This window comes from Calditrichia bacterium, assembly GCA_020634975.1.
In the GTDB taxonomy this organism is placed as follows: Bacteria; Calditrichota; Calditrichia; order RBG-13-44-9; family J075; genus JACKAQ01.
Map to the genome: position 1 here is coordinate 3,106,596 of JACKAQ010000001.1, position 21,290 is coordinate 3,127,885.

The window sequence follows — 21,290 nt, forward strand, 5'->3', positions numbered from 1 at the left end:
CCCAGAAATTTTTTTGTGGAATAGTCATTTAATTTTTTGCCAAACAGACGACAATTTTAATATTCGCAAATGACGCGAAGATATATGTTTGGAATTTCTGAAACAATGCCGGACGCAGTTGCTTTCAAAAACAGGGATCGTTAAGTGCATCAACTTTTACAACAACAGCTCGAAAAACTGCGCCAACAATCCGCTGATGGTCATGTTGATCTGCAACAATTTATAAAAGTTGTCAGCGAAAGCTACGAAGCTTTTGAGCAGAAAACGATGCTCCCGCCGGCACAACATCCAACCGAAACACACCTGCAAAATCGGCAAATAGAGAAGAAAAACCGGCTGTGGATCCAGTCTATTTTGAACAATATGATTGACGGGGTGATCACTTATGATCGCAACGGCATCATCGAATCGTTTAACGCGGCGGCGGAAGAAATTTTCGGTGCAACCAGTATGGAAATGGTTGGAAAACCCCTGCAAACGATTCTCAGGGATCAAATTGTATCCGAAACACTCGCGGAATTGAATGCCCGAACTGCCAACACAGAAGAACGCGGCAGCATAATGGAAACCACCGGAAGGCGGCTAAATGGCGAAATTTTTCCGCTGGAGTGGTCGGTTAGTTTGATGGATGTTACAGGTGAACGGCTGTATATTGGTGTATTGCGCGACATATCTGTTACGCGAAAAACCATTTCCGAACTGCGGGAAAATCGTGAGCAGTTTGAATCGCTGACCAACAACATCACTGGCGCTATTTATCGATGTAAATACGACGCTGAATTTACGATGGAATACCTCAGCAAGCCGTTCGAGAAAATGACCGGTTATCCCGTTGAAGAATTGCTCGAAAATAAAGTCCGGACGTATGCATCGCTGATTTATCCGGACGATAGCGATAAAGTAAATGCCACCATTTTTGATGCAATCGTTGAGAAAAAGGCTTTTTCGATGGAATATCGGCTGATGTGCGCTGACGGCTCCGTGATTTGGGTGTACGAAAGCGGGCAGGGCAAATTCGATTCAAACGGTAATCTGGAATGGCTGGACGGCACCATTTTCAACATTACCGATCGCAAAGCGGCGGAAAAAGCCCTGCAGGAAAGCAAGGAACGTTTCCGGGCAATTGCGGAAACCTCGCCAATCCCGATTGTTATCACCAGTTTGTTCGAAGGCATTGTACTGTTTGCCAACAAACAGGTGTCTGAAATTTTCGGCATCGATCCAGATGCCGCTATTGGCAAAGTTTCGCCGGATTTTTATGCCCGGAAAAATGATCGTGATATCATGCTCGCGGAATTCGTAAAAAATAAGGAATTGCGCGATTACGAAATTGAATTGAAACGCCCGAATGGCGAAGTTTTTTGGGTTTCCATTTCGATGAATTACATTTCATTTGAAAATAAACAAGCTTTGTTTACGGTGTTTTTCGATATCACCCAGCGCAAACAGGTTGAAGAAACCATGCAGCGTGCCAAAGAAGCCGCAGAAGCTGCAAACCACGCCAAAAGCGAATTTTTGACAAACATGAGCCATGAATTGCGCACACCGCTGAATGCTATTCTCGGTTTTACGGAGTTGATGAAAGATCAGGTGGATAACGTTGTTCACCGGGATTATTTGCACACGATCAACAGCAGCGGTCGAAATTTGCTAACGCTGATCAACGATATTCTGGATTTATCCAAAATTGAAGCGGGGAAAATGGATATGGATCCACAACCCCTTAATTTGCATACATTTATGCACGAAATTCGGGATATTTTTATTTACAAAGCGCACGAAAAAGATCTGGACTTGCAATTGGATTTGAATCCGGAACTGCCAAATGTGGTGCGAATGGACGAAGTACGGCTGCGGCAGGTATTGGTCAATTTGGTCGGGAATGCCATCAAATTTACCGACACCGGGCATGTAAAGTTATCAGTTCACTGGAAATTTTCTGCGAATTCATCAGAAAATATTGATCTGGTTTTGGATGTGGAAGATACCGGCATCGGCATTCCGGAAAATCAGATTCAGCGAATTTTTGAGGCATTTGTTCAAAAGGACGGGCAAAACACCCGCAAATATGGCGGCACCGGTTTGGGTTTGGCAATCACCCGGCGATTGGTAGAAATGATGGGCGGACGTGTGACGGTCAAAAGCATGCCGGAATCCGGCAGCACGTTTCGGATCTATTTCAGGAATGTGCAGGTGTTGGAACATAACAGCGCACCGGCGGATAATGCCGATTCGGAACTGGATTTTTTGAATATCAAATTTCATCCTGCAGAAATTTTGGTAGTGGAAGATATTGTCCACAATCGCAAGTTGATCAACGGATATTTGAAACACTTGCCGCTAAAAATTCTGGAAGCGGAAGATGGCGAGAAGGGTGTGCAAATTGCCAAAAAAGCTTTGCCGAAACTGATTTTGATGGACATCCGAATGCCGAATATGGATGGGTATCAGGCCACCCGAATTCTAAAAAATGATCCGGAAACGTTGCACATTCCCATCATCGCACTGACAGCGGATGCGATGTCCGAAGACCGGGATCGTGCGTTGGCTGCCGGCTGTGATATTTATCTCAGCAAACCGGTTTCACATCGCAACCTCATCGAAACGCTGCGGAAATTTTTGAACTACGATTTGCCGGAAAAACAGGAATCTGTTAACGGCAAGTTGCCGCATCCGCCGGACAATAGCATTTGCTCAATTGAAATCTGCAATCTTGAAAAATACCATTCGCTGGTGGCATTGCTCAAAGAATTGGATGAGACCCATTTCAAACATTGGGAATCGGTTTCGGAGTTTATGGTGCTCGAAGAAATTTCCGAATTCGGTGACCAGATTTATCAGATCGGGCAACAGAATGAGCTTCCCGGATTGGTGGAGTGGGGAAAAAAAGCCCGCGAACAAGCCCAATCATTCGAAATCGACAAATTGACCCGCACGTTGGCGCATTTCCCCGACCAGCTCGAAGCGCTTCGCAGCCAATTGGTTCATTGGGAAAAAAGCCTGTAACCTGCCGCGATTCTATCCCTTCCTTTCCGGTTTTTTAGTGGAAAATTTATCCATTTTATTTATCTGGGTTGTGCCATATATTTGTATCGAGAAACTATTGTATCGTTTGGTGCGTTTACCACTCTGTTTTTGGATGGACTGTTGGCATACTTTTTCCTGCGATGCAAACGGTGTTAAACGGCAAACAAAAATCGGCAACCAGAATCTGTAAAATATAGGTGTGTTATGCAATTACGACGATTAGTGCTTATTTTGATGAGCATCTTCGCAATCCTGCAAATCAGTTATGCGGAAACCGGCTTTCGCAAATACGCCGGTGAATTTATGGCGATCGACGTTTCGGCGCGGGCGCAGGCGCTCGGCGGCGCGTTTTCTGCACTTTCCGGCGATGTGTATGCCACATTTTACAACCCTGCCGGGCTCACCCAAATTCAGTCCACCCAAATTGCATTTACACACACCCAACAATTTATTTCGTCGATCAATTACGATTATCTCGGTTTTGCCAAACCGATCAGCGATAACAAAGTGATCGGTTTCAGCGTGATCCGTTTGGGCGTTGATAATATTCAGGATTCCCGCGCGGCAGCCATTTTGGGCAGCGACGGCGAATTGCTGAACATCGATTTCAGCAAAGTGGATCAATTCAACAGCGCCGATTACGTATTTTTTGTATCGCTGGGCACGCAGGTCAGCCAGCGCTTTGCATGGGGTTTGAACATGAAACTGGTGCGCCGCGATCTGGCGGATCACAACGCCAACGGGCTCGGTTTTGATGCCGGCATGCGCTACACGCTCAACGATCGCGTGAAGCTTTCCGCGATGTTCCGCAATATTACCTCAACACTCATTGCGTGGGATACCGGCGAAAAAGAGCTGGTCAGCCCGACGCTGCGGTTCGGCACATCGTATTATTTACCGTTGCCGGGATTGAGCAGCTACCTCATTCCCACTGTGGATGTGGTGATGCAAACGCAGGGCGCAACCAACCTCGCTACCGGCGGATCGGACATGATTTCCGGTGCTTTCGGCGGTGAGCTGATGATGAAAGAAACCCTCGCACTGCGCGGCGGATTTGACGAACTGCAACGCCTGAATTTTGGGGTTGGCATCCGCATTCCCAAAATCAGCGTCGATTATTCGTTTACCAATTACGAAGATGAGTTGGGCAACGCCCACCGCATTGGTCTGATGGTCGATTTTGGCGACTGATGTTTTGCCGGAAAATCCCGGTTGACGCCATCCGGGATTGCAACATCCGTGAGCTAATATTCTGTTTTCCCCGATTCGGGATGTGGCTCACGATTTTTGTGCACGATTTTTGTATGATACTTCCCGCCTGAACAGATGATTCAGAAAAATCCCGTATTTTGTATGTTAAATCGATAATGAATTATTGTATTGGGGGCTCGCAGTGCCTATTTTTCGAGTTCATAAAAAAAGTTGATAAACCCCGTGAAAGCACAACAACTGATACGATCTAACAAATACCTGCTGATTGCAGCCGGAATTATTGCATGCATTGTCAGTTATGTAATTATTTATGCGTTGAACAATCGTATCGAAGCTTACATCCGGGAATTCAATAGCAAAGTTCCCACTCAATTGGCATATGTGATGGCCAACGAGGTGGAAGAATGGATCGTCCCCAAAACCGGCAATTTCGATCTCGGCAAATTCAATCAATACAACCGCAACAATCCCCGTTTGGCGCTCAAACGCTTTATCCAGCGTAATCCAGATATCAAAACTATCATGCTGATTTCACCGGATAACCGGATTGTTATTTCTACCGATGTGCAATTGGAAGATCTCGTTTACACCAAAGAGGACGAGCTGGAAGTGCTCAACCAGCAAATGCCGCAACTGGTGCAACGCGGTGCCAACGAAAGCATCAACGAGTTTGATGTGATTTGGCCGGTTAACATTGACGGGCAATTTCTCGGGCACATTCGAATGGTGATCGATATCAATCAACTACACGATTTAGATGTTGCGCGAAAGTGGATTGTGTGGGGCGCGATTTTTGCTGTAAGTGCGTTTATAATATTGGCGTTATGGTTTGCTTGGCGCGCCAATGTTCCGGCCGGTGCGCCGGTTTGGGTTAGCGGCGAAGCTGCTCCGCAAAGCGAAAACGGTGTTCAGCAAATTCCGCAAACGGCTGCCGGCGATCAATCCGTTTTTTCGAAGCTGGATGAGGAATATCGCATCAGCGACGACCTGGATCGCAGCTTTCAGCAGTCCGAACAAAAGGCACATTCGATGATGCGGGTGCTCAATCAGGGATTGCTCATTCTGGATAACAACATGCACATTCTCTCCAGCAACGAATATGTGCTGGACGTGTTTCACATTCGCACCAAATCGAATTCGCAGCGAAAAGTATATGAAATTTTGCAAAAAAATCCCCGGATGCTGGAAATTTATCGCCGGGCGAAAGACCCGTTAACGCTGGAAGTGAAGCAAAATTTACCGCTGAATTTGCTGAACGGCCGCGCGGTTAATGTGGAAGTGCTGGCTCGTCCGTTTATGGACGATCGCGAGCAGGTTCGCGGCGTCACATTTTATCTGAAAAATATTGATATGTTGCACGAACTCGAGCAAACGTTGCAGCGCAGCATGAAATATGGTGTTATTTCGCAACTGTCATCCAGCATTGGGCACGAAATTCGCAACCCGCTCAGCTCGCTGGCCATCCACACGGAAATTGTGGATAACATGGTTGAACGGTCGATCGACGATGAACAGCGGCTCGGGAAAATCAAAAAATCGATCAACATTCTCAACTCGGAAGTGGAGCGGTTGAACAAACTGATCGACCAGTTTTTCAATCTGGCGCGGGCGCAGGAAATCCAGCTTACTTTTGAAAATATTAACGATTTGATGAGCGAAGTGATCGATCTGGTCAGCCAGCAAGCGTTGGAAAAAAATGTGGAAATTCATCGCCAGCTTGGCAGCGAACTGCCAATGGTAAAAGTGAGCAAAGATCAATTAAAACAAGTAATTATCAATATTATTTTAAATGCTTTCGACGCCATGAAAGGTGGCGGCGAACTGACGCTGCGCACCTATTTCCGCGACCGATTTGTGGTTGTGGCCATACGGGATAACGGCGCCGGAATACCGGAAAATATCCGGGATCATATTTTCGATTTGTATTTTACGACCAAAGAAACCGGCGGTGGTATTGGTTTGGCCATCTCCAAAAAATTGATTGAAGCACACGAAGGCAATTTGTATTTTGAAACCAAAACCGGCGTTGGCACTGTGTTTTATATTGAATTGCCAACCATGCATAATTAGAGGGACGAGGATAAATGGAAAAATTTCGCATTCTGATTGTTGATGATGAGGAAAATTTGCGAACGGGTGTTGCGACGATTCTGGAAGATGAGGGATTTGAAATTGAAGAAGCCGAAAACGGTCGGCTGGCGCTCGAACGGCTGGAGCAGCAGGTGTTTGACCTGATCATCACCGATTACAAAATGAATGAAATGGACGGAATGAAATTTCTGGCGCATGTTCAGGAAGAATATCCGTCGCTAAAAGTGGTGATGGTTACCGGTTACGGCAGCATCGAGGATGCTGTAAAAGCCATGAAACTCGGCGCCATCAACTATCTGACAAAGCCGATAAAGCCCAAAGAGCTGATCAAAACGGTAAAAACAGTGCTGCAACTGGACGAAGCGCAGGATTTATCTACCGAAGATAAACAGGGGCGGCTCCAGAAATATTATCATTTCCAGAATTTGGTGGGGCAGAGCAAAGCCATCCAGCAGGTGTATCGGCGCATCAAAGACGTTGCGCAAACCGATATTCCGGTGCTCATCGTTGGCGAGAGCGGCACGGGTAAAGAGATGGTTGCGCAAGCCATTCACGCCATGTCGCCGCGTGATAAAAAAATGTTTGTGGCGATCAACACCGGCGCAATTCCCCGGGAACTGGTCGCATCTGAACTGTTCGGGCACCTGAAAGGCGCGTTTACCGGCGCAATTTCTGATAAAAAAGGAAAATTTGAGGAAGCCAACGACGGCACGCTGTTTCTCGATGAAATCGGAACGATGGATATGCCGGTGCAAATCAGCCTGTTGCGGGTGTTGGAAAATCAGGTGATTGAGCGGGTCGGCAGCAACCGCCCCATTAAAGTGGATGTGCGCGTCATCGCCGCAACCAACGATAATCTCGAAAAAATGATCGAAAACAACCGTTTTCGCGAAGATTTATTTTACAGGCTGAACGTTTACACCATCGAACTGCCGCCGTTGCGGGATCGCAAAGGTGATATTGCCTATCTGGCAAATTATTACCGGGAAATGTTCAATATCGAACTGAACAAAAAAGTTACCGGTGTTACCGATCGTGCAATGGAAGTGCTGAACAGCTACCACTGGCCGGGAAATGTGCGCGAGTTGCGCAACGTAATTTTGCGCAGCGTGCTCACTGCCAACCAATCAATCGATGTAAAACATTTGCCCAACAACATCCTGAAACCGGGATTGGCGCAAGTTAGTATCACTTTCAAACCCGGTGTTCCGCTGTCTGAAGTGGAAAAAACCATGATTATCGAAACGCTGAAGGCCGTGCGCGGCAACAAGCTGAAAGCTGCAAATATTTTGGGCATCAGCCGCAGATCGCTGTATAACAAGCTGGAAGAATACAATATCGGCGATGATGAAATGTAAAAATATTGCACAAATTTACACAACAGACGCGGTTGAAAAACCGCGTTTTTGCTTTGGAAAACGCATCTCTCAAATTTTTTTTAAAAAATAAATTCATCCATTTTCAGCGCCGTTTGGCGATCGTTCCGAATATGTTTTTGTGAAACCTGCGACCGGGTGATTTAACGGGGCGGAGCGTACAAATTTCGCTGTTTTACGGTCGAAAACGGACATTGCTGCGCAACCGCTGCATCTGATTCGCCGTGTCGCAAGTGAAAGGCGCAACAATGGCAAGGCTTTTGCTTTAATTGAATTCGCCACTTAATTCAAGGGAGGGGCAATTGGGTACGTCAAACGGAGGTTTAATGGTTGAATTCATGAAAAAAATTTTAGTAGCGGAGGACGATAAAGGACTAAGTTACAGCATTGATACATGGCTGACCCTGGAAGGTTTCGAAGTTGTTACGGTTTACAATGGCGAGGAAGCGTTCAACGCGCTGAAAAATCACCCATACGATTTACTGATAACCGATATCGCCATGCCCCGGTTGAACGGGTACGAATTGATCAAAAAAGTGCGCGGCGAAATGCCCGAATTACCGGTGCTGGTTGTTTCCGGGAAACTCGATCCGGAGTTGGTCGGATCGCTGGAGGCGCTTTCTATCCGGCATTTTTTGCACAAACCCATAAAATTACCCCAGTTTCGGAAAATGCTGGAACGGCTGTTTCCGGGAAGTGTGCTCTCATAACGGATCTACAAATATCGATTTAACCTGAGACGGAATGACCGTTCCCGGAGGAGATTTGCGCGGTTTGCGAACGAATTTTACTTTTGTGTAAACCACCGGAACGTAGCTGGCGTGTTTGGCTTTGCTATTGGTTGCTGCCAACCGGGCGGCGTATTCCAGCGCGTGTTGCGGTGGCTGCTCGCTGCGGCGGGGATTGCGAATGACCACATGCGATCCGGCATAGCCCTGAACGTGCAGCCAAAAATCTTCTTTATTTGCACATTTGAACGTTAGTATGTCGTTATCCGCAGATGATTTTCCTACCCAAATTTCTACATCTTTAAAATAATAAGTTTTATACGGCAGGCGATATGTGTCCGAATCCTGTGAATGATGTTGCAAAATGTGCATTGTCTTCAGTCGTTCCTGAACCTGCCGGAAAATTTTCAAATCATCGGATTGCTGAAGTTGCGACGCCAGTGCTGCCAGTTCGTCGTGCTGGCGCTGGAGTTGTTCCCAGCGTTCTTCACGCTCCTTTGCGTTTTCCGAAAATTGCCGCGCTTTGCGAAAATATTTTTCTGCATTGTCCTGCGCCGATAATTCCGGATCGACGCTCACGGTTATTTCCGGCATGTTTTCATCAAAATAATTGATGACGGAAATTTCGCTGACACCGGGTTTCAGCAACTGCGGCTGTGCCACAATCAATTCGCCAATTTGTTGATTTTTCTTGATTTGCGATTCGTCCGGCGGTTTTGCTTCCAGTTGCGAAAGGTTGAATTTCAGCGAATTCAGTTTTCGCGAAAGCGCGTCTGTCAATTGTTTGCGGGATTGTTGCAAAGTGCCCAATTTTTGGCGCCGGAAAATAAAAAACCGCAGCCCGTCGTTGACGGATTCAAATGTGCGCTGCTCCGATGCGCCCAAACTGCGGAATTCGGTGAGCGTAAAACGCTCCGGAAATTCGCCATCGAAATATACGCGCGGCGCGTCCGTCCGGCAGTTTTTCAGCAACTTTTCGAGATTGACCCACAGTGCCAGCAGTTGTTCTTCGGTTGCATCGCCAACGATCAATTTTTCGGGGATTTCGCAACGGAACAGCAATTCGCGAATCACCGGACGGGTGAGGTAGCTGAATAGGCGCAATATTTGCGGAAACACATCTTTGCGGTGCCGGTTCAGCAATTCATGAAATTCGTCCCGTTCGATGGTTTCCGGATCGAGCTGGTCGGATAGCGGCACTGCAAACGGTTCGCCGGTAAATTTTCGGGCGTTTTTGAAGCTGTTCAAAATGGTGCCGGATTCATCAACGATAAAAAAATTGCTGCCGGCGGTGAACAATTTGACAATCAGCGTGAGCGGCGATTCTGCAAAAGTTATTTTAATAATGCGTTCGCCCGGCATCAGCGCGATGTCGCTGATTTGCAAACCGATCAGCGAATCCAGCACTTCCGTTGAATTTTTGGCGCGGTGACGCTGTTCTGTCCACAAAATAAACGGAAATTGCGCATCGCAGGAAAGCTGCAGCCCGCCGCCGGGCAATGCGATCACCCATTCGTTTTTATTCTGCGAATAACTATCCGCGATGACTGTGCCGGTAATTTTCGGGCGTAAAAATTCCACCTGTCGCAACAGCGTGATATAATGTAAATGCATAACGTAAGACCTTTTAGAGAAACGTGTTACCGGCAAATTTCAACGACAAACTATTAATGTATCGGGCACTTTACGCCGAATACGCTATAAAATATAGTTGCGGAACTGCGGACTTAAAACACGAAATTGCAATATGAGAAAATCACGTATTTTAGAAATTTTACGAAAATCACCCAAATTTGAAAACCCGCCACATGATACGATGGATCTGGTACCACTTTCATTTGTGCGAAAAGTTAAGGATAAAGAAATCTATCCGCTGGTTTCGGAAAAGAAGGATGTGATTTCCAGAATCGTTAAATCGCCTTTTTTTAATGTGAATCCACGGACAACCAATTTTAAGGAAATTGTGGAGTCCATGAGCGCAAAAGATTTGCGCAACATATTGTTTACATTGTGGTTGCTCGAATTTGAATCTGCCGGGAAATATGACTCACTGGATTACGATATCCAGCAGCAAAACTGGCTGCTGTCCGGTGTTTTTGCGTTTACGATGAGCAAGTTTTTGGGCATCGGCACGCCAGCGGATATGCTTATTGCCGGAATGCTGCAGGATGTTTCCAAATTAGCGCTCTCGCGAACCGTGCCGGAAGTGTATTCAAAATTGGAAAAAGTGCCGATTAACGCCCGCAGGTTTGAGGAAACAGAAGAAAAAGAAGCTGGCGTAAGCCATGCGGATATCAGCGCCGATCTGGTTTATTCGTGGGGTTTCCCGGACGAAATCGTTGAGCCGATCCGATTGCATCATCAAATTGAAGACAACCCGATGATGGAATCGCAGGATAAAACGTCCGCGCAAATTGTCGGGCTTTCCGGGCGATTGGCGGAACTGGTGCTTCAATTGAAAGGTGCGAGCAAATACGCGGATCTGGAAAATCGCTTCGCGCAGTATTTTGGGCGCCAAACGATGGAGTTTCCCAATTTTTTGCGGATGGCGCTGGAAAACGCAAAATCCTACGCTTCGCCGTTTGGACTGCGCAAATTGCCCAATTTTTCCGGGCTTCGGGTGTTGAAAGAAAATCCCGAATTTCTGAAACGCCGGTTGATCCCGTATGAAGAAATGCTCGAAGAGTTAGTGGTTGTTTACGAACAGGTGGAGCAGTTGGAAACAGCTTTGGAACGCAGCAAAGAGGAACGCACCGAATTTCACCTGCGCGATGCGTTGACCGGGTTGTGCAATCACGCTTATTTTCAGGAAACGCTCAATCAGGAAGTTTCAAAATCGCGCCGGTACGAGCATCCGATTTCGATGGTGATTTTTGATATCGACAATTTCCGGTTGTTCAACCAGGCGTACGGCTATTCCACCGGCAATTCCATTTTGCAGGAAGTCAGCCAGATTTTGGTGAAAAACCTTCGCGAATCGGATACGATTGCCCGTTACGGCGACGATTCTTTTGCGATTCTGATTCCGCAGGCTGCGCGGGTGCGGGCGACGGTTGTCGCGGAAAAGCTGCGAAAACGCATCGAAGAACACAGTTTTGCCAATCCGCACAAAGATATTTTCCACAAATTGACGGTCAGTGTCGGGTTTTCGACGGTCGATCCGAGCGAAACGGCATTCGATAAACATTCATTTTTGCAACAAACGCTCAAAGCTGTGGAAATGGCGCAGCACGCCGGCGGCAATTGCTGTCGCTCAACGGATGTTGCCCATTCGTACAGCGTCAGCGCAGGATAAATCCATTTTGCAAATTGTCGGACGGATCGATCCACCATTCGTTCCGTCCGGTGATGTGCGCGGTTCCTTCCACTGCCGGAATTACCGCATCGAAACCGCCGTAAGCTACTGTTTTAAAAACACTTGCCTTAAATGAACTGCCAATAATACTTTCGATCACAATCGGTTGGTTCACACCAATTTCCCCGCGAGCATGATGAATAGCAACCCGCGCACTAACGCCCGTTCCGGTGGGTGAGCGATCCACCTCACTTTCGGCAAAAATGCAGACGTTCCGGCTGTGATGTTGCGGATTTTCCGCCGGTTCGGTGAAAATGGTGCCATACAAAAATCCCAAATCTGGCTCAAACGGATGGACGATCTCACGGCTTTCCATCACCGCGCATTTGATGTTCATGCCGATATCGATCAGGTCGCGAAAGTGCTCCGGCGTGCAGCGCAGCCCGACATCCGCAGCGTTCACGTATGCGTAAAACGCACCGCCAAACGCCAGATCGTAACGCACGGTTCCCAATCCGGGAACTGCAACGGTCGCGTCCAGCGCCACCACAAACGACGGCACGTTGTGAAAATAAACGCTGTGAACGCTGCCGTTTTCGATTCGCGCGAACGCAGTGATCAGCCCGGCGGGGGCGTCAATTTTGATGCAGGTTTCCGGCGATTTCATGGGAATCAGCCCGGTCTCCAGTGCCACTTTTGTGACCGCGATAATCCCGTGACCGCACATGCTGCTGTAGCCTTCGTTGTGCAAAAACAACACGCCAAAATCTGCTTCCGGCGTTACCGGCGGGGTGATCAAACAGCCGTACATATCCGCGTGACCGCGCGGTTCCCACATCAGCGCGGTGCGCAGATGGTCAAATTGGGCTTTGGCCGCGCGGCGTTTTTCGAGAATCGTTTTGCCGGGCAAAGCCGGATATCCGCCAACAATCACCCGCAGCGGTTCGCCGCCGGTGTGCGCATCGATGGTGTGAATCCGCAGCCAATTTTCTGGTGGCTGCCAATGTTTCATTGCCAAAACGCGATCTGCAAATGGTTCACTCATTCTTCTGCTCCGTCGTGATGGGTGTCGAAATGGCTGGTATCGCCAAAAGTGTGCATTTCCCAATTGCCATTTTCGAATACAAATTTGTTGACGCTGGCGTTATGAACGCGGAACATCCGTTGTTGAGATTGCGGAATGCCCAGCACATATTTTGTGAATCGGTTGATAATTCCGCCGTGCGTAACCACCAGCAGCCGTTCCCCGGGATGGCGGGTTGCCAGTTCGTTGAGGCAACTCACTGTCCGGTCAATAATCTCGTCGTTGGTTTCGCCACCGGGCACGATAAAATTGTATCCGCCGCCGAGAAATGCCTGCTGAATATCGGGATAATCGCGTTCCGCCTCAGTCATTGTCAACCCTTCGAAAATGCCGAACCGCCGTTCGCGCAATCGCTCATCCGGAATGACCGGCTGGCTGTGCGGCTCGGCTAAAATTTCGGCGGTTTGGTGCGCGCGTCCCAAATCGCTGCTGTAAATCGCGAAAAATGACTTGTTGCGCAGCCGTTTGGCCAGCGCCTGCGCCTGCCGGATGCCCGTTTCGTTCAGCGGGCTGTCCTGCTGCCCCTGAAATCTGCCGGTTGCGTTCCAGATGGTTTCGCCGTGGCGAATGAGGTAGATTTTTGTTTTCGGCATTTAATTTCCTTTTTTATAAACTAATGTTTTTACCGAGATTAAGCGATTGCGCCGCCGCCCAAACCTGCGATGCCAGCGCCAAATCCTGCGCCGCATGACCGACGGATTTGAAAAACGTGATCTCGTTTTCCGATTGCCGTCCGGGAATTTTCCCGGAAAAAACATCGCCGATTTCCGCCAAAAAATGTGATTCGCTGATTTGTCCTGCGTTCAGCGGAATGAGCAAATCGCCCGCTTCGCTGAGCGCCGCTTCGCGTTCATCAATGGCGATTCTGGCGCGTTGCACGGTTTCCGGCGGCACTTCCTGCATGTGTGGTTTGTATGCGCCAACGCCGTTGATGTGCGTTCCCGGTGCAACGTGTTCATCGGCAAAAACCGGTGACGTTGCGGTGGTTGCGGTGCAAATAATATCTGCTTCGCGCAGTTGTTCCGGCGCGGTTGCAACGCGTACATCGATGTTGAATTTTTGTTGCATCCGATTGGCAAAATCGGCGGTGCGGTTGGGGTTTCGCCCGAAAACCAGCATTTTTTCGATGGATCGAACCGCGCAAACACCATCCAGTTGCGATTCCGCCTGTGCGCCCGTCCCGAAAATCGCGAGGGTTTTGGCAGCTTTTCGCGCCATCGCATCGGTTGCTGCGCCGGATGCTGCGCCGGTGCGCATTGCGGTGATGGTTTCGCCATCCATAATTGCCAGCAGTTGTCCGGTGGTTGCGTCGAATAACATCACTGTAGCCTGAATGTAGGGTAAATTTCGCGCGGAATTGCTGTTGGTGATTCTCACCAATTTTACGGTGGATTGCTGTTTGTTCGCTGCGAATGCGGGCATCAGCAGCAGTAAACCGTCGTCCGGATTTGTGGGCATCACCAGTCGCTGCGGTGCGGTAATTTCGCCACCGGAGAGCTGGATGAACGCATCGCGGATGGCTGCGACACAATCGCGCATCGGAACTGCCTGCCGGATATCGTCGCCGGAAAAAATTTTGATCGATTGTTTTGCCAATATCTTCCCAATTTTTTCCAAAAAATAAGGTTTTTATTTTGGATTGAAAATGAAATTAGAAAAAGTGGGTAGGATTTAAAAAATACAGGTTGTCGCGAGTGGTCATTCCGAATGACCGAAAAGCGTGAGGAATCGCTTTCGATCCGGTCACAATTTGCAAAATGAAATGTTCTGTCACATCACTTTTCGGATCGAAAACGATCATTTTCGCTGATTTGCGTTCGGCTCACAGCCCCAATTTTTTGAGGCGGGACATCAGCGTGGTGCGATGAACCTGCAATTGTTTGGCGGTTTGCTGTTTGTTGCCGCCATTTTCTGCGAGAGCTTTTTTGAGCACCATTTTTTCGAAATCCGCCATAATATCATCCAGCGGACGGGTTGTGTCGATTTCAAATCCGGTGTCTTCTGCGGTTTCGTTGAGTACGCGGGAAGGGAAGTCCTTTATTGTCAACATGTTACCTTCGGAAAGCACAATCGCCTGATTCACATAGTTTTCGAGCTGGCGCACATTGCCCGGCCAGCGATACGATTTCAGATATTCCATCGCTTCGTCGTCCACCTGTTTGGGTGGCAATTTGAATTCTTCGCAAAAACGTTTGATAAAATGCTGGATGAGCAGCGGAATATCATCGCGGCGTTCCCGCAGCGGTGGTAAAAAAATCGGGATCACGTTCAGCCGGAAAAACAGGTCTTCGCGAAAACGCCCCGCTTCGATTTCCGCTTCCAGATTTTTGTTGGTTGCGGCGATGACGCGAACATCCACCTGTTTGGTTTTGGTGCTACCGAGTCGCTCAATCTCTTTTGATGAGAGCACCCGCAACAGTTTTACCTGCATCGCCATCGAAATATCGCCGATTTCGTCGAGAAAAATACTGCCGCCATCGGCAATCTCGAAACGTCCCGGTTTGCTGTAATAGGCGTTGGTGTATGCGCCTTTTTCGTGCCCGAACAGCTCGCTTTCCAGCAGTGTTTCGGGAATGCCGCCGCAGTTTACTTTCACAAACGGTTTTTGGCTGCGTTCCGGGCGGGCATTTTGGCGGATGGCATCGGCGATCAGCTCTTTTCCGGTGCCGCTTTCGCCGTAAATCATCACGGTCAGGTTGTAGGGGGCAATTTTTTCGATTTTGCGGAAGAGCGCCATCATCCGCGGATCGCGGCTGATGATATTGGCAAATCCTTTGTTCACCGGTGCGTTAAATTTGGCAAACGTATCTTCGTCAACATTGTATTTCATTTTGACGATTGCGCCGACTTTCCACAAAAAATCTTCGAGATCGAACGGCTTTAAAATGAAATCGCGGGCACCTTTTTGCAACGCTTTCACGGCGTTGTTCACGTCTTTGTGTCCGGTCATCATGATGGTGGAAACATTGGGGTAGCGGTTGCTCACTTCGTCGAGCAGCTTCATGCCATCCATTTCCGGCATGTATAAATCGGATATCAGGATGTCCGGCTCAGTGCGCTCGATCACTGCCAGCGCCTCCAGTCCGTTTTGTGCGGTAAAGGTTTGGTAGCCGACTTTGCTGAATAAATCCGCGATAATGTCCAGCGAATCCGCTTCGTCGTCAACGATTAATATACGTGGTTTCATATGCCTCACATCTCCCGGTATTCCTAGTGCTTGTTGTAAATGCACGATAAACAACAAGTTAGTAAAAATTATTGATCGGTATTTCTTTGTTGAAAAAAACTGTCAACCTGTTTTTCAAGAGAGGAAATTGGTTTCAAAGATGCCGGTTTTCCGGCGATTGTTGCTGTCGATATTTTCTACAGTATAGCAATTGTCGTCACTTTGGGTTGTGACTTAACCCGTTTTTGCACAAATGTGACGAAAATTTTGACATTTTTTGGAGTGAGAACCAATAAAAAACGCCTTCCGGTTAAAGAAGGCGTTAGGTGAATTTGCAACAATTTTTGGGTATGATTACTTCACGAGCATCATTTTTCGAGTTTGCCGGAAGTTGCCGGCATGCAGCGTGTAGAAATAAACGCCTGAGGCATAACGGCTGGCGTCGAAAATGATCCGGTGTTCCCCGGCTTGCTGAACACCGTCCGCCAGCGTTGTTACCAGCCGTCCGGTGGCGTCGTAAACCGTTATTTTTACCGGAACGCTCTGCGGTAATGCGTATGCGATTGTCGTTTGCGGGTTGAACGGGTTCGGGTAATTCTGGGCGAGTTCAAACTGCTGCGGCAGTTGATCCGCTACCAATGCTGCGCCGTTATCATCGATTCCGTTGCCGGTTTTGGTGATGGTGAGCTGCAATTTCGGAGCATTTGCGCCGCTGCGGGCAACGGCGTTCGCCGGTATATTCAGCAAAAATTCGTTGATTTGACCATCGTGGAACGCCTGCGTTACGTCCAGTTGGATCTGTTGTCCTGCGGTTGCCGATCCGGATTTGGCAATTTGTTTCATGGCGAAATCGCTGTTCACAAACGCCGTTAAATGTTCGCTAACCGATTCATTTAACTGAAGTTGCAGCACGGCTTTTTGGACACGTCCGGATTGTGCGGGCGCTTCAAATCGGAGTTGCTGGTATTCGATCATCGATTCGCCGTCCGCATTTTTCGCGCTGGCGATACCGGATGCGGCGAACACCGCGCCAAATTCCGATGGCTCAAAAGCGATAGTTGTGGACGATCCGGCACGCAATTCCACTGCAACAACTGCCCAGTCCACATCGCGGCTGATTTGCCCGCTGACGTTTACGTTTTCAGCAACCGTTATCGATTGATCCTGCACTGCAAGACCGGCTGTTGAACCGCCGCTTCCGGCAGATCCTTCAATACGTTCTGTAAATCCGGTACCCGGTTCGTGGTTTTTGTTTCGGATTGCCACGGCGCTAAATACAGTTGATCCGCTGCCAACGGTGTTCATCGCAAAACTGTAGCTGGCGTTATCCGTGCCGCCATCGCAGTTGCCGCCGAGTCCGTTGGTGTTGCCACCGAGGGTGTTGCCGAGCGGGTTCGCAAGATCGACACCGGAATACCGCGCAACAGAAATAAATGCGTTGTCCGGCGTATCGCCGAGGGTTGCGGTAACATTCCCGTTGCCGGTCGGTGCGCCCTGTCCGATCCAAACAGAAACACCCGTTTGGCTGCGACCGGCACATTGCTCATCTACCAATTGCCAGGTTAGTCCCAAACCGCTGACGCCCGAAACGGTCACATTTTTTTTGTACGTGATTGCGGCGAGATAGACATCGCCATTTACAGCGGCAATGCCGCCGGTGGTGGAAACAGTGTTCGATCCGCTGCTACCGCCACTGACGATTTCTTCAAATGCAACCTGGCCGCCACCGCCACTGGAAGGCATAAACAGTGCGGTTACATTTTTGTTGCTATTCATCGTAATGCTTTCGGGATTGGTCAACCCATTAAGATCGCCGCTCCAACCGGCGAAAAACCAGCCGGGATCTGCCACTGCCGAAACCGTGACTTCGGTATTTTCATCGTAAACGCCGCCGGCCGGGTTGAGCAGAATTTGCCCGTTGCCGGAAACTGATGTTGCCAGCGTGTATTGCGGCACAACAATTTCAGTGAAGGTTGCGGTCACGTTTTTGTTGCCGTCCATTGTGATCGACGCAGGATTATCCGTGCTGACGAGATCGCCGCTCCATCCTGCAAATTCCCATCCGGGTTGCGGTGTTGCGGTGAGCTGCACGACAGTGTTTTCATCGTAAACGCCGCCGCTCGGCGATAATTGCACGCTGCCATTGCCGACCGTATTTGTGGCGAGGGTAAATTGGGTGGTGCCGCCTCCGCCACCGCCGCCGGAACGCAGTGCAACGGCGACAACTGCCCAATCCACATCGCTGGAAAATGTGCCGTCCACGCTCTGGCTTCCGGAAATGCTGATTGGTTTTTCCTGAACATTCAGCCCGGCTGCGCTGCCGCCACTACCGGCGGTAACTTCTGATAGTTGATCAAAGCCGGAACCCGGCGTGTGGGTTTTATTACGTTTGGCAACTGCGCTGAAAATCGTTGAACCGCTATTGGCGAACATCGGAAAATTGTAATTGCTGTTGTCTGTTCCGCCGCTGCAATTGCCGCCGATGCCGTTGGTGTTTCCGGTTATCGTGTTGGCGACAGGATTTGCCACATCAACCCCGGTATATCGCGAAACGATAATTGCCGCACCGCTCGGCGCATCGCTGAAAGTGGCGGTTACATTGCCGGCGGATGTGGGTGTGCCGTTTGCGATCCACACGGAAACGCCGGTTTGGCTACGTCCTGCGCATTGTTCATCAACCAGCGTCCAACTCAATCCCAATCCATTCACCGATGCAACCGTTCTGTGTGGTTTGCCGGTAATTGCCGCGATAAATGTGCCGCCCTGCGTGCCGGGCGATTGCGATGTGGTTACGCTGCTGCCACCGGTGCTCGTTCCGGTAACGGTGTTTTGATGAACAATTTCGCCACCGCCACTGGTAATTGGCGAAAATGTCGCGGTGATGTTTTTGTTGCTGTTCATCGAAATCGATTCCGGATTTGCTGCACCGCTCAAATCGCCGCTCCATCCGGAAAATTGCCATCCGGCATCGGGTATAGCGGTCACCTGAACCACTGTGTTTTCGTTGTAAATGCCTCCGGCAGGATTCATTTGGATCGATCCGTTACCGCTCACATTCGTGATCAGATTATATTGCTGAACAGTTGATTCGACAAAGGTGGCAGTGATGTTTTTGTCGCTGTCCATCGTGACGGAAGCGGGGTTTTGGTTGCCCGAAAGATCGCCGCTCCAGCCTGAAAATTGCCAGCCGGGATCGGGCGATGCGGTCAACTGCACAACCGTATTTTGGTTAAACGTGCCGCTGGATGGCGAAACGCTGCCATTGCCGGAGGTGGAAACAGTGAGGTCAAATTGCGGGACGATAACCGTGAAATTGCCGCCCGTTTGAGTGGTACCGCTGCTGTTGGTTACAGAAATTTTGCCGGTGGTTGCGCCGTTGGGCACCGTCGCGACAATTTCATTTGTGGAATTAATGGAAAAATTGGCCGATACGCCGTTGAACGAAACATTACTGGCATTATCAAAAAAGTTGCCCAAAATAGTCACAGATGCGCCCACATTACCGGATGTCGGCGAAAATGAGCTGATTACCGGTGGATCGCCAACGGCTGTCGGTGGAATATAATTGTGGAAATAATAATTCGCTGTTTCTTCGCTGGCGGCAACCAGAATGCCCGTTTCCGATGTAATGCATTGTTTGGTTGAAGTAGCATTGTTGATGTTATCGAAAGAATCATCACCGATGAAAAGGGTTCCGATGCCCAAATCAAACTCGAGATCACCGTTGAGATCGGTGGTTTTCATGTATATCGATCGTGGACGAGTGAGCCGGCTCATAAATACATACAGCAGATCGCTGTCCACATCTACCAATATGATCGGTCGGCTTTGATTATACCGTTTTTCCGCAATAGTTGTGTGAGACCAGCTACCGCTGGCGTTGCGTTTGAGCAGCACAATCAGCGGATCGGAAGAATTGCTAACGCTGGTTTTGACAGCTGCATACAGGTTGCCATTATCATCGCAGGCCAATTGATTAATGTGATCATCTGCCATGTTGTTGCCGCTCAGCGCGGTCTCTGCGGGGCCCCATTCGTCATCGTCGTCGCCATCCACATGTACGGAAAAATACATCCGTTCGTCATTTTGGTCGCTCCACATCACACCCATTTTGTTGCCGCCAAAACTTTGGATGGAGCAAATATCATCGCTGGAGGCGCTGCCGGGCTGGCTCGGCAAATCGAACGGTGTTCCCCAGGTGCGGTCGTCCGTGGTGCTGTGATTGATCATCACCGTTCCGCCGACCATGTAGGAAATCCACAATTTCCCGAAGGAATCTTTGTCCAGCACCAGCGTTTCGCTGCGCGCGTTGTTGATGATAACGGGAAAACCGCTGTCCAGACTGTAAGTATTCGTCCCCGGATCGAAACTGTAGCGATACAATCGTGCTTTCAAATTGTCGCTGGTGGTGGTGCTGCCGCTGTTCACAAAAATATGCGATGCAACATACAGCTTTTGCCCGTCCCACAGTGCATCGCCCAAACTGCCGGAGCGATCGTCGATGGCCACACCGGTGTTAAACCAGTCCTGCGATGCCGGATCGAACCGGAAAATGCGGTATTCATCGTTGCCAGCATCCCACAAACTGCCCCACCAGTAGCCGTTGTTATACCACAATTTGCTTTCCGGCTTTTCGCCGGTTGGCGCGGAAATAACGCTCGATCCGTAATTGAAATCCCTGTATCCTTCATCAATCGGAACTGCCATCAATCGGTTGGCCAGATCCGGAAGGCTGGATTCGCCGGTGGTAATTGTAGAATTTGCTGTCCGGTTGCTAACTGCCATTATTCGCGTTTGGGCGAATACTTCGCCAAAAACAACGCTGGCGATCAACAAAAGCAACATCAGAAAGTGCGCTGTAAAACTCTGTTTTTTATGAATATAAAATGGAAACACTGTCGAAAACTTCATGAAAAATACCTCTTTACGAAACATATTATAATGTATGCGTATTGAAACGATTGATTATCAAATAACCTGCAAATTCGGTGTTTGGGATTGGCAAAAATGCTGAACGAAGTTATAAAAAGTGCAGCAGATTTAGTTGAACCAAAATAAAGACCAATAAAAAACTTGTGACATGAAATTATTAGAACTCTCTAATAAATATTGTGACAACAAACGCATTCACCAGAATTTCAAATTTCATAAAAAAGCGGATTTTGCAGCGAATGACGCTGTTGATTGGAAATATTAACGCAATTTTGGTAAAAATGCAATTTTTTCTGAACCACCCGAAATTACAGATTGGTGAATAGCTTGGCTGTGTTCAATGCCACACGAAATATAAATTCGTTATCGCGATTGTGTA

At 48.7% G+C, this 21,290-nt stretch carries 12 protein-coding genes; 6 read left to right on the forward strand and 6 right to left on the reverse strand.

Translation table 11 applies throughout. The features are described from left to right. The first annotated feature begins 144 nt into the window (after positions 1-144). The 5 genes from H6629_12550 to H6629_12570 all read left to right on the forward strand — a co-directional run bounded on the left by H6629_12550 (position 145) and on the right by H6629_12570 (position 8,416). Positions 145-3,006, forward strand: a complete 2,862-nt coding sequence (locus H6629_12550) for a PAS domain S-box protein (protein MCB9068623.1) — start codon at positions 145-147, stop codon at positions 3,004-3,006. Between the two features lie 225 nt (positions 3,007-3,231). Then, positions 3,232-4,218 (forward strand): PorV/PorQ family protein, encoded by a 987-nt coding sequence (locus tag H6629_12555; GenBank protein ID MCB9068624.1) that lies wholly within the window; start codon positions 3,232-3,234, stop codon positions 4,216-4,218. 243 nt (positions 4,219-4,461) lie between these two features. After that, a complete protein-coding gene (locus tag H6629_12560) occupies positions 4,462-6,309 on the forward strand; it encodes a hypothetical protein (GenBank protein ID MCB9068625.1) in 1,848 nt (615 codons plus the stop codon). A 14-nt stretch (positions 6,310-6,323) separates the two neighbouring features. Next, on the forward strand, positions 6,324-7,688 hold the full coding sequence (locus tag H6629_12565; GenBank protein MCB9068626.1) for a sigma-54-dependent Fis family transcriptional regulator: 1,365 nt from the start codon (positions 6,324-6,326) through the stop codon (positions 7,686-7,688). Positions 7,689-8,032: 344 nt separating this feature from the next. Further along, positions 8,033-8,416, forward strand: a complete 384-nt coding sequence (locus H6629_12570; GenBank protein ID MCB9068627.1) for a response regulator — start codon at positions 8,033-8,035, stop codon at positions 8,414-8,416. Here H6629_12570 and H6629_12575 read toward each other — a convergent pair. Then, positions 8,411-10,048: an NFACT family protein gene (locus H6629_12575; protein MCB9068628.1), complete on the reverse strand. Its 1,638-nt coding sequence runs from the start codon at positions 10,046-10,048 to the stop codon at positions 8,411-8,413. The two genes, H6629_12570 and H6629_12575, sit on opposite strands and share 6 nt — an antisense overlap. Before the next feature lie 133 nt (positions 10,049-10,181). On the opposite strand from H6629_12575, the gene H6629_12580 reads away from it, so the two are divergent. After that, positions 10,182-11,729, forward strand: coding sequence for a diguanylate cyclase (locus tag H6629_12580; GenBank protein MCB9068629.1), 1,548 nt, complete (start codon positions 10,182-10,184; stop codon positions 11,727-11,729). Here H6629_12580 and H6629_12585 read toward each other — a convergent pair. From H6629_12585 to H6629_12605, 5 genes are all read right to left on the reverse strand, one after another. Beyond that, positions 11,716-12,774 (reverse strand): proline racemase family protein, encoded by a 1,059-nt coding sequence (locus H6629_12585; protein MCB9068630.1) that lies wholly within the window; start codon positions 12,772-12,774, stop codon positions 11,716-11,718. The two genes, H6629_12580 and H6629_12585, sit on opposite strands and share 14 nt — an antisense overlap. Beyond that, positions 12,771-13,406, reverse strand: coding sequence for a histidine phosphatase family protein (locus tag H6629_12590; GenBank protein ID MCB9068631.1), 636 nt, complete (start codon positions 13,404-13,406; stop codon positions 12,771-12,773). The genes H6629_12585 and H6629_12590 overlap by 4 nt, the downstream gene beginning before the upstream one ends. Before the next feature lie 13 nt (positions 13,407-13,419). After that, positions 13,420-14,409, reverse strand: a complete 990-nt coding sequence (locus H6629_12595; GenBank protein MCB9068632.1) for a hypothetical protein — start codon at positions 14,407-14,409, stop codon at positions 13,420-13,422. Positions 14,410-14,635: 226 nt separating this feature from the next. After that, positions 14,636-16,000 carry a sigma-54-dependent Fis family transcriptional regulator gene (locus H6629_12600; GenBank protein MCB9068633.1) on the reverse strand — a complete coding sequence of 455 codons (1,365 nt, stop codon included), beginning with the start codon at positions 15,998-16,000 and terminating at the stop codon, positions 14,636-14,638. A 333-nt stretch (positions 16,001-16,333) separates the two neighbouring features. Next, positions 16,334-20,890, reverse strand: a complete 4,557-nt coding sequence (locus H6629_12605; protein MCB9068634.1) for a T9SS type A sorting domain-containing protein — start codon at positions 20,888-20,890, stop codon at positions 16,334-16,336. Positions 20,891-21,290 lie beyond the last annotated feature (400 nt).

Coding starts and splice junctions, on each gene's coding strand:
- H6629_12565 (MCB9068626.1), top strand. CDS start 6,324: ATGGAAAAATTTCGCATTCTGATTGTTGATGATGAGGAAAATTTGCGA.
- H6629_12555 (MCB9068624.1), top strand. CDS start 3,232: ATGCAATTACGACGATTAGTGCTTATTTTGATGAGCATCTTCGCAATC.
- H6629_12580 (MCB9068629.1), top strand. CDS start 10,182: ATGAGAAAATCACGTATTTTAGAAATTTTACGAAAATCACCCAAATTT.
- H6629_12605 (MCB9068634.1), bottom strand. CDS start 20,890: ATGAAGTTTTCGACAGTGTTTCCATTTTATATTCATAAAAAACAGAGT.
- H6629_12590 (MCB9068631.1), bottom strand. CDS start 13,406: ATGCCGAAAACAAAAATCTACCTCATTCGCCACGGCGAAACCATCTGG.
- H6629_12585 (MCB9068630.1), bottom strand. CDS start 12,774: ATGAGTGAACCATTTGCAGATCGCGTTTTGGCAATGAAACATTGGCAG.
- H6629_12570 (MCB9068627.1), top strand. CDS start 8,033: ATGGTTGAATTCATGAAAAAAATTTTAGTAGCGGAGGACGATAAAGGA.
- H6629_12600 (MCB9068633.1), bottom strand. CDS start 16,000: ATGAAACCACGTATATTAATCGTTGACGACGAAGCGGATTCGCTGGAC.
- H6629_12575 (MCB9068628.1), bottom strand. CDS start 10,048: ATGCATTTACATTATATCACGCTGTTGCGACAGGTGGAATTTTTACGC.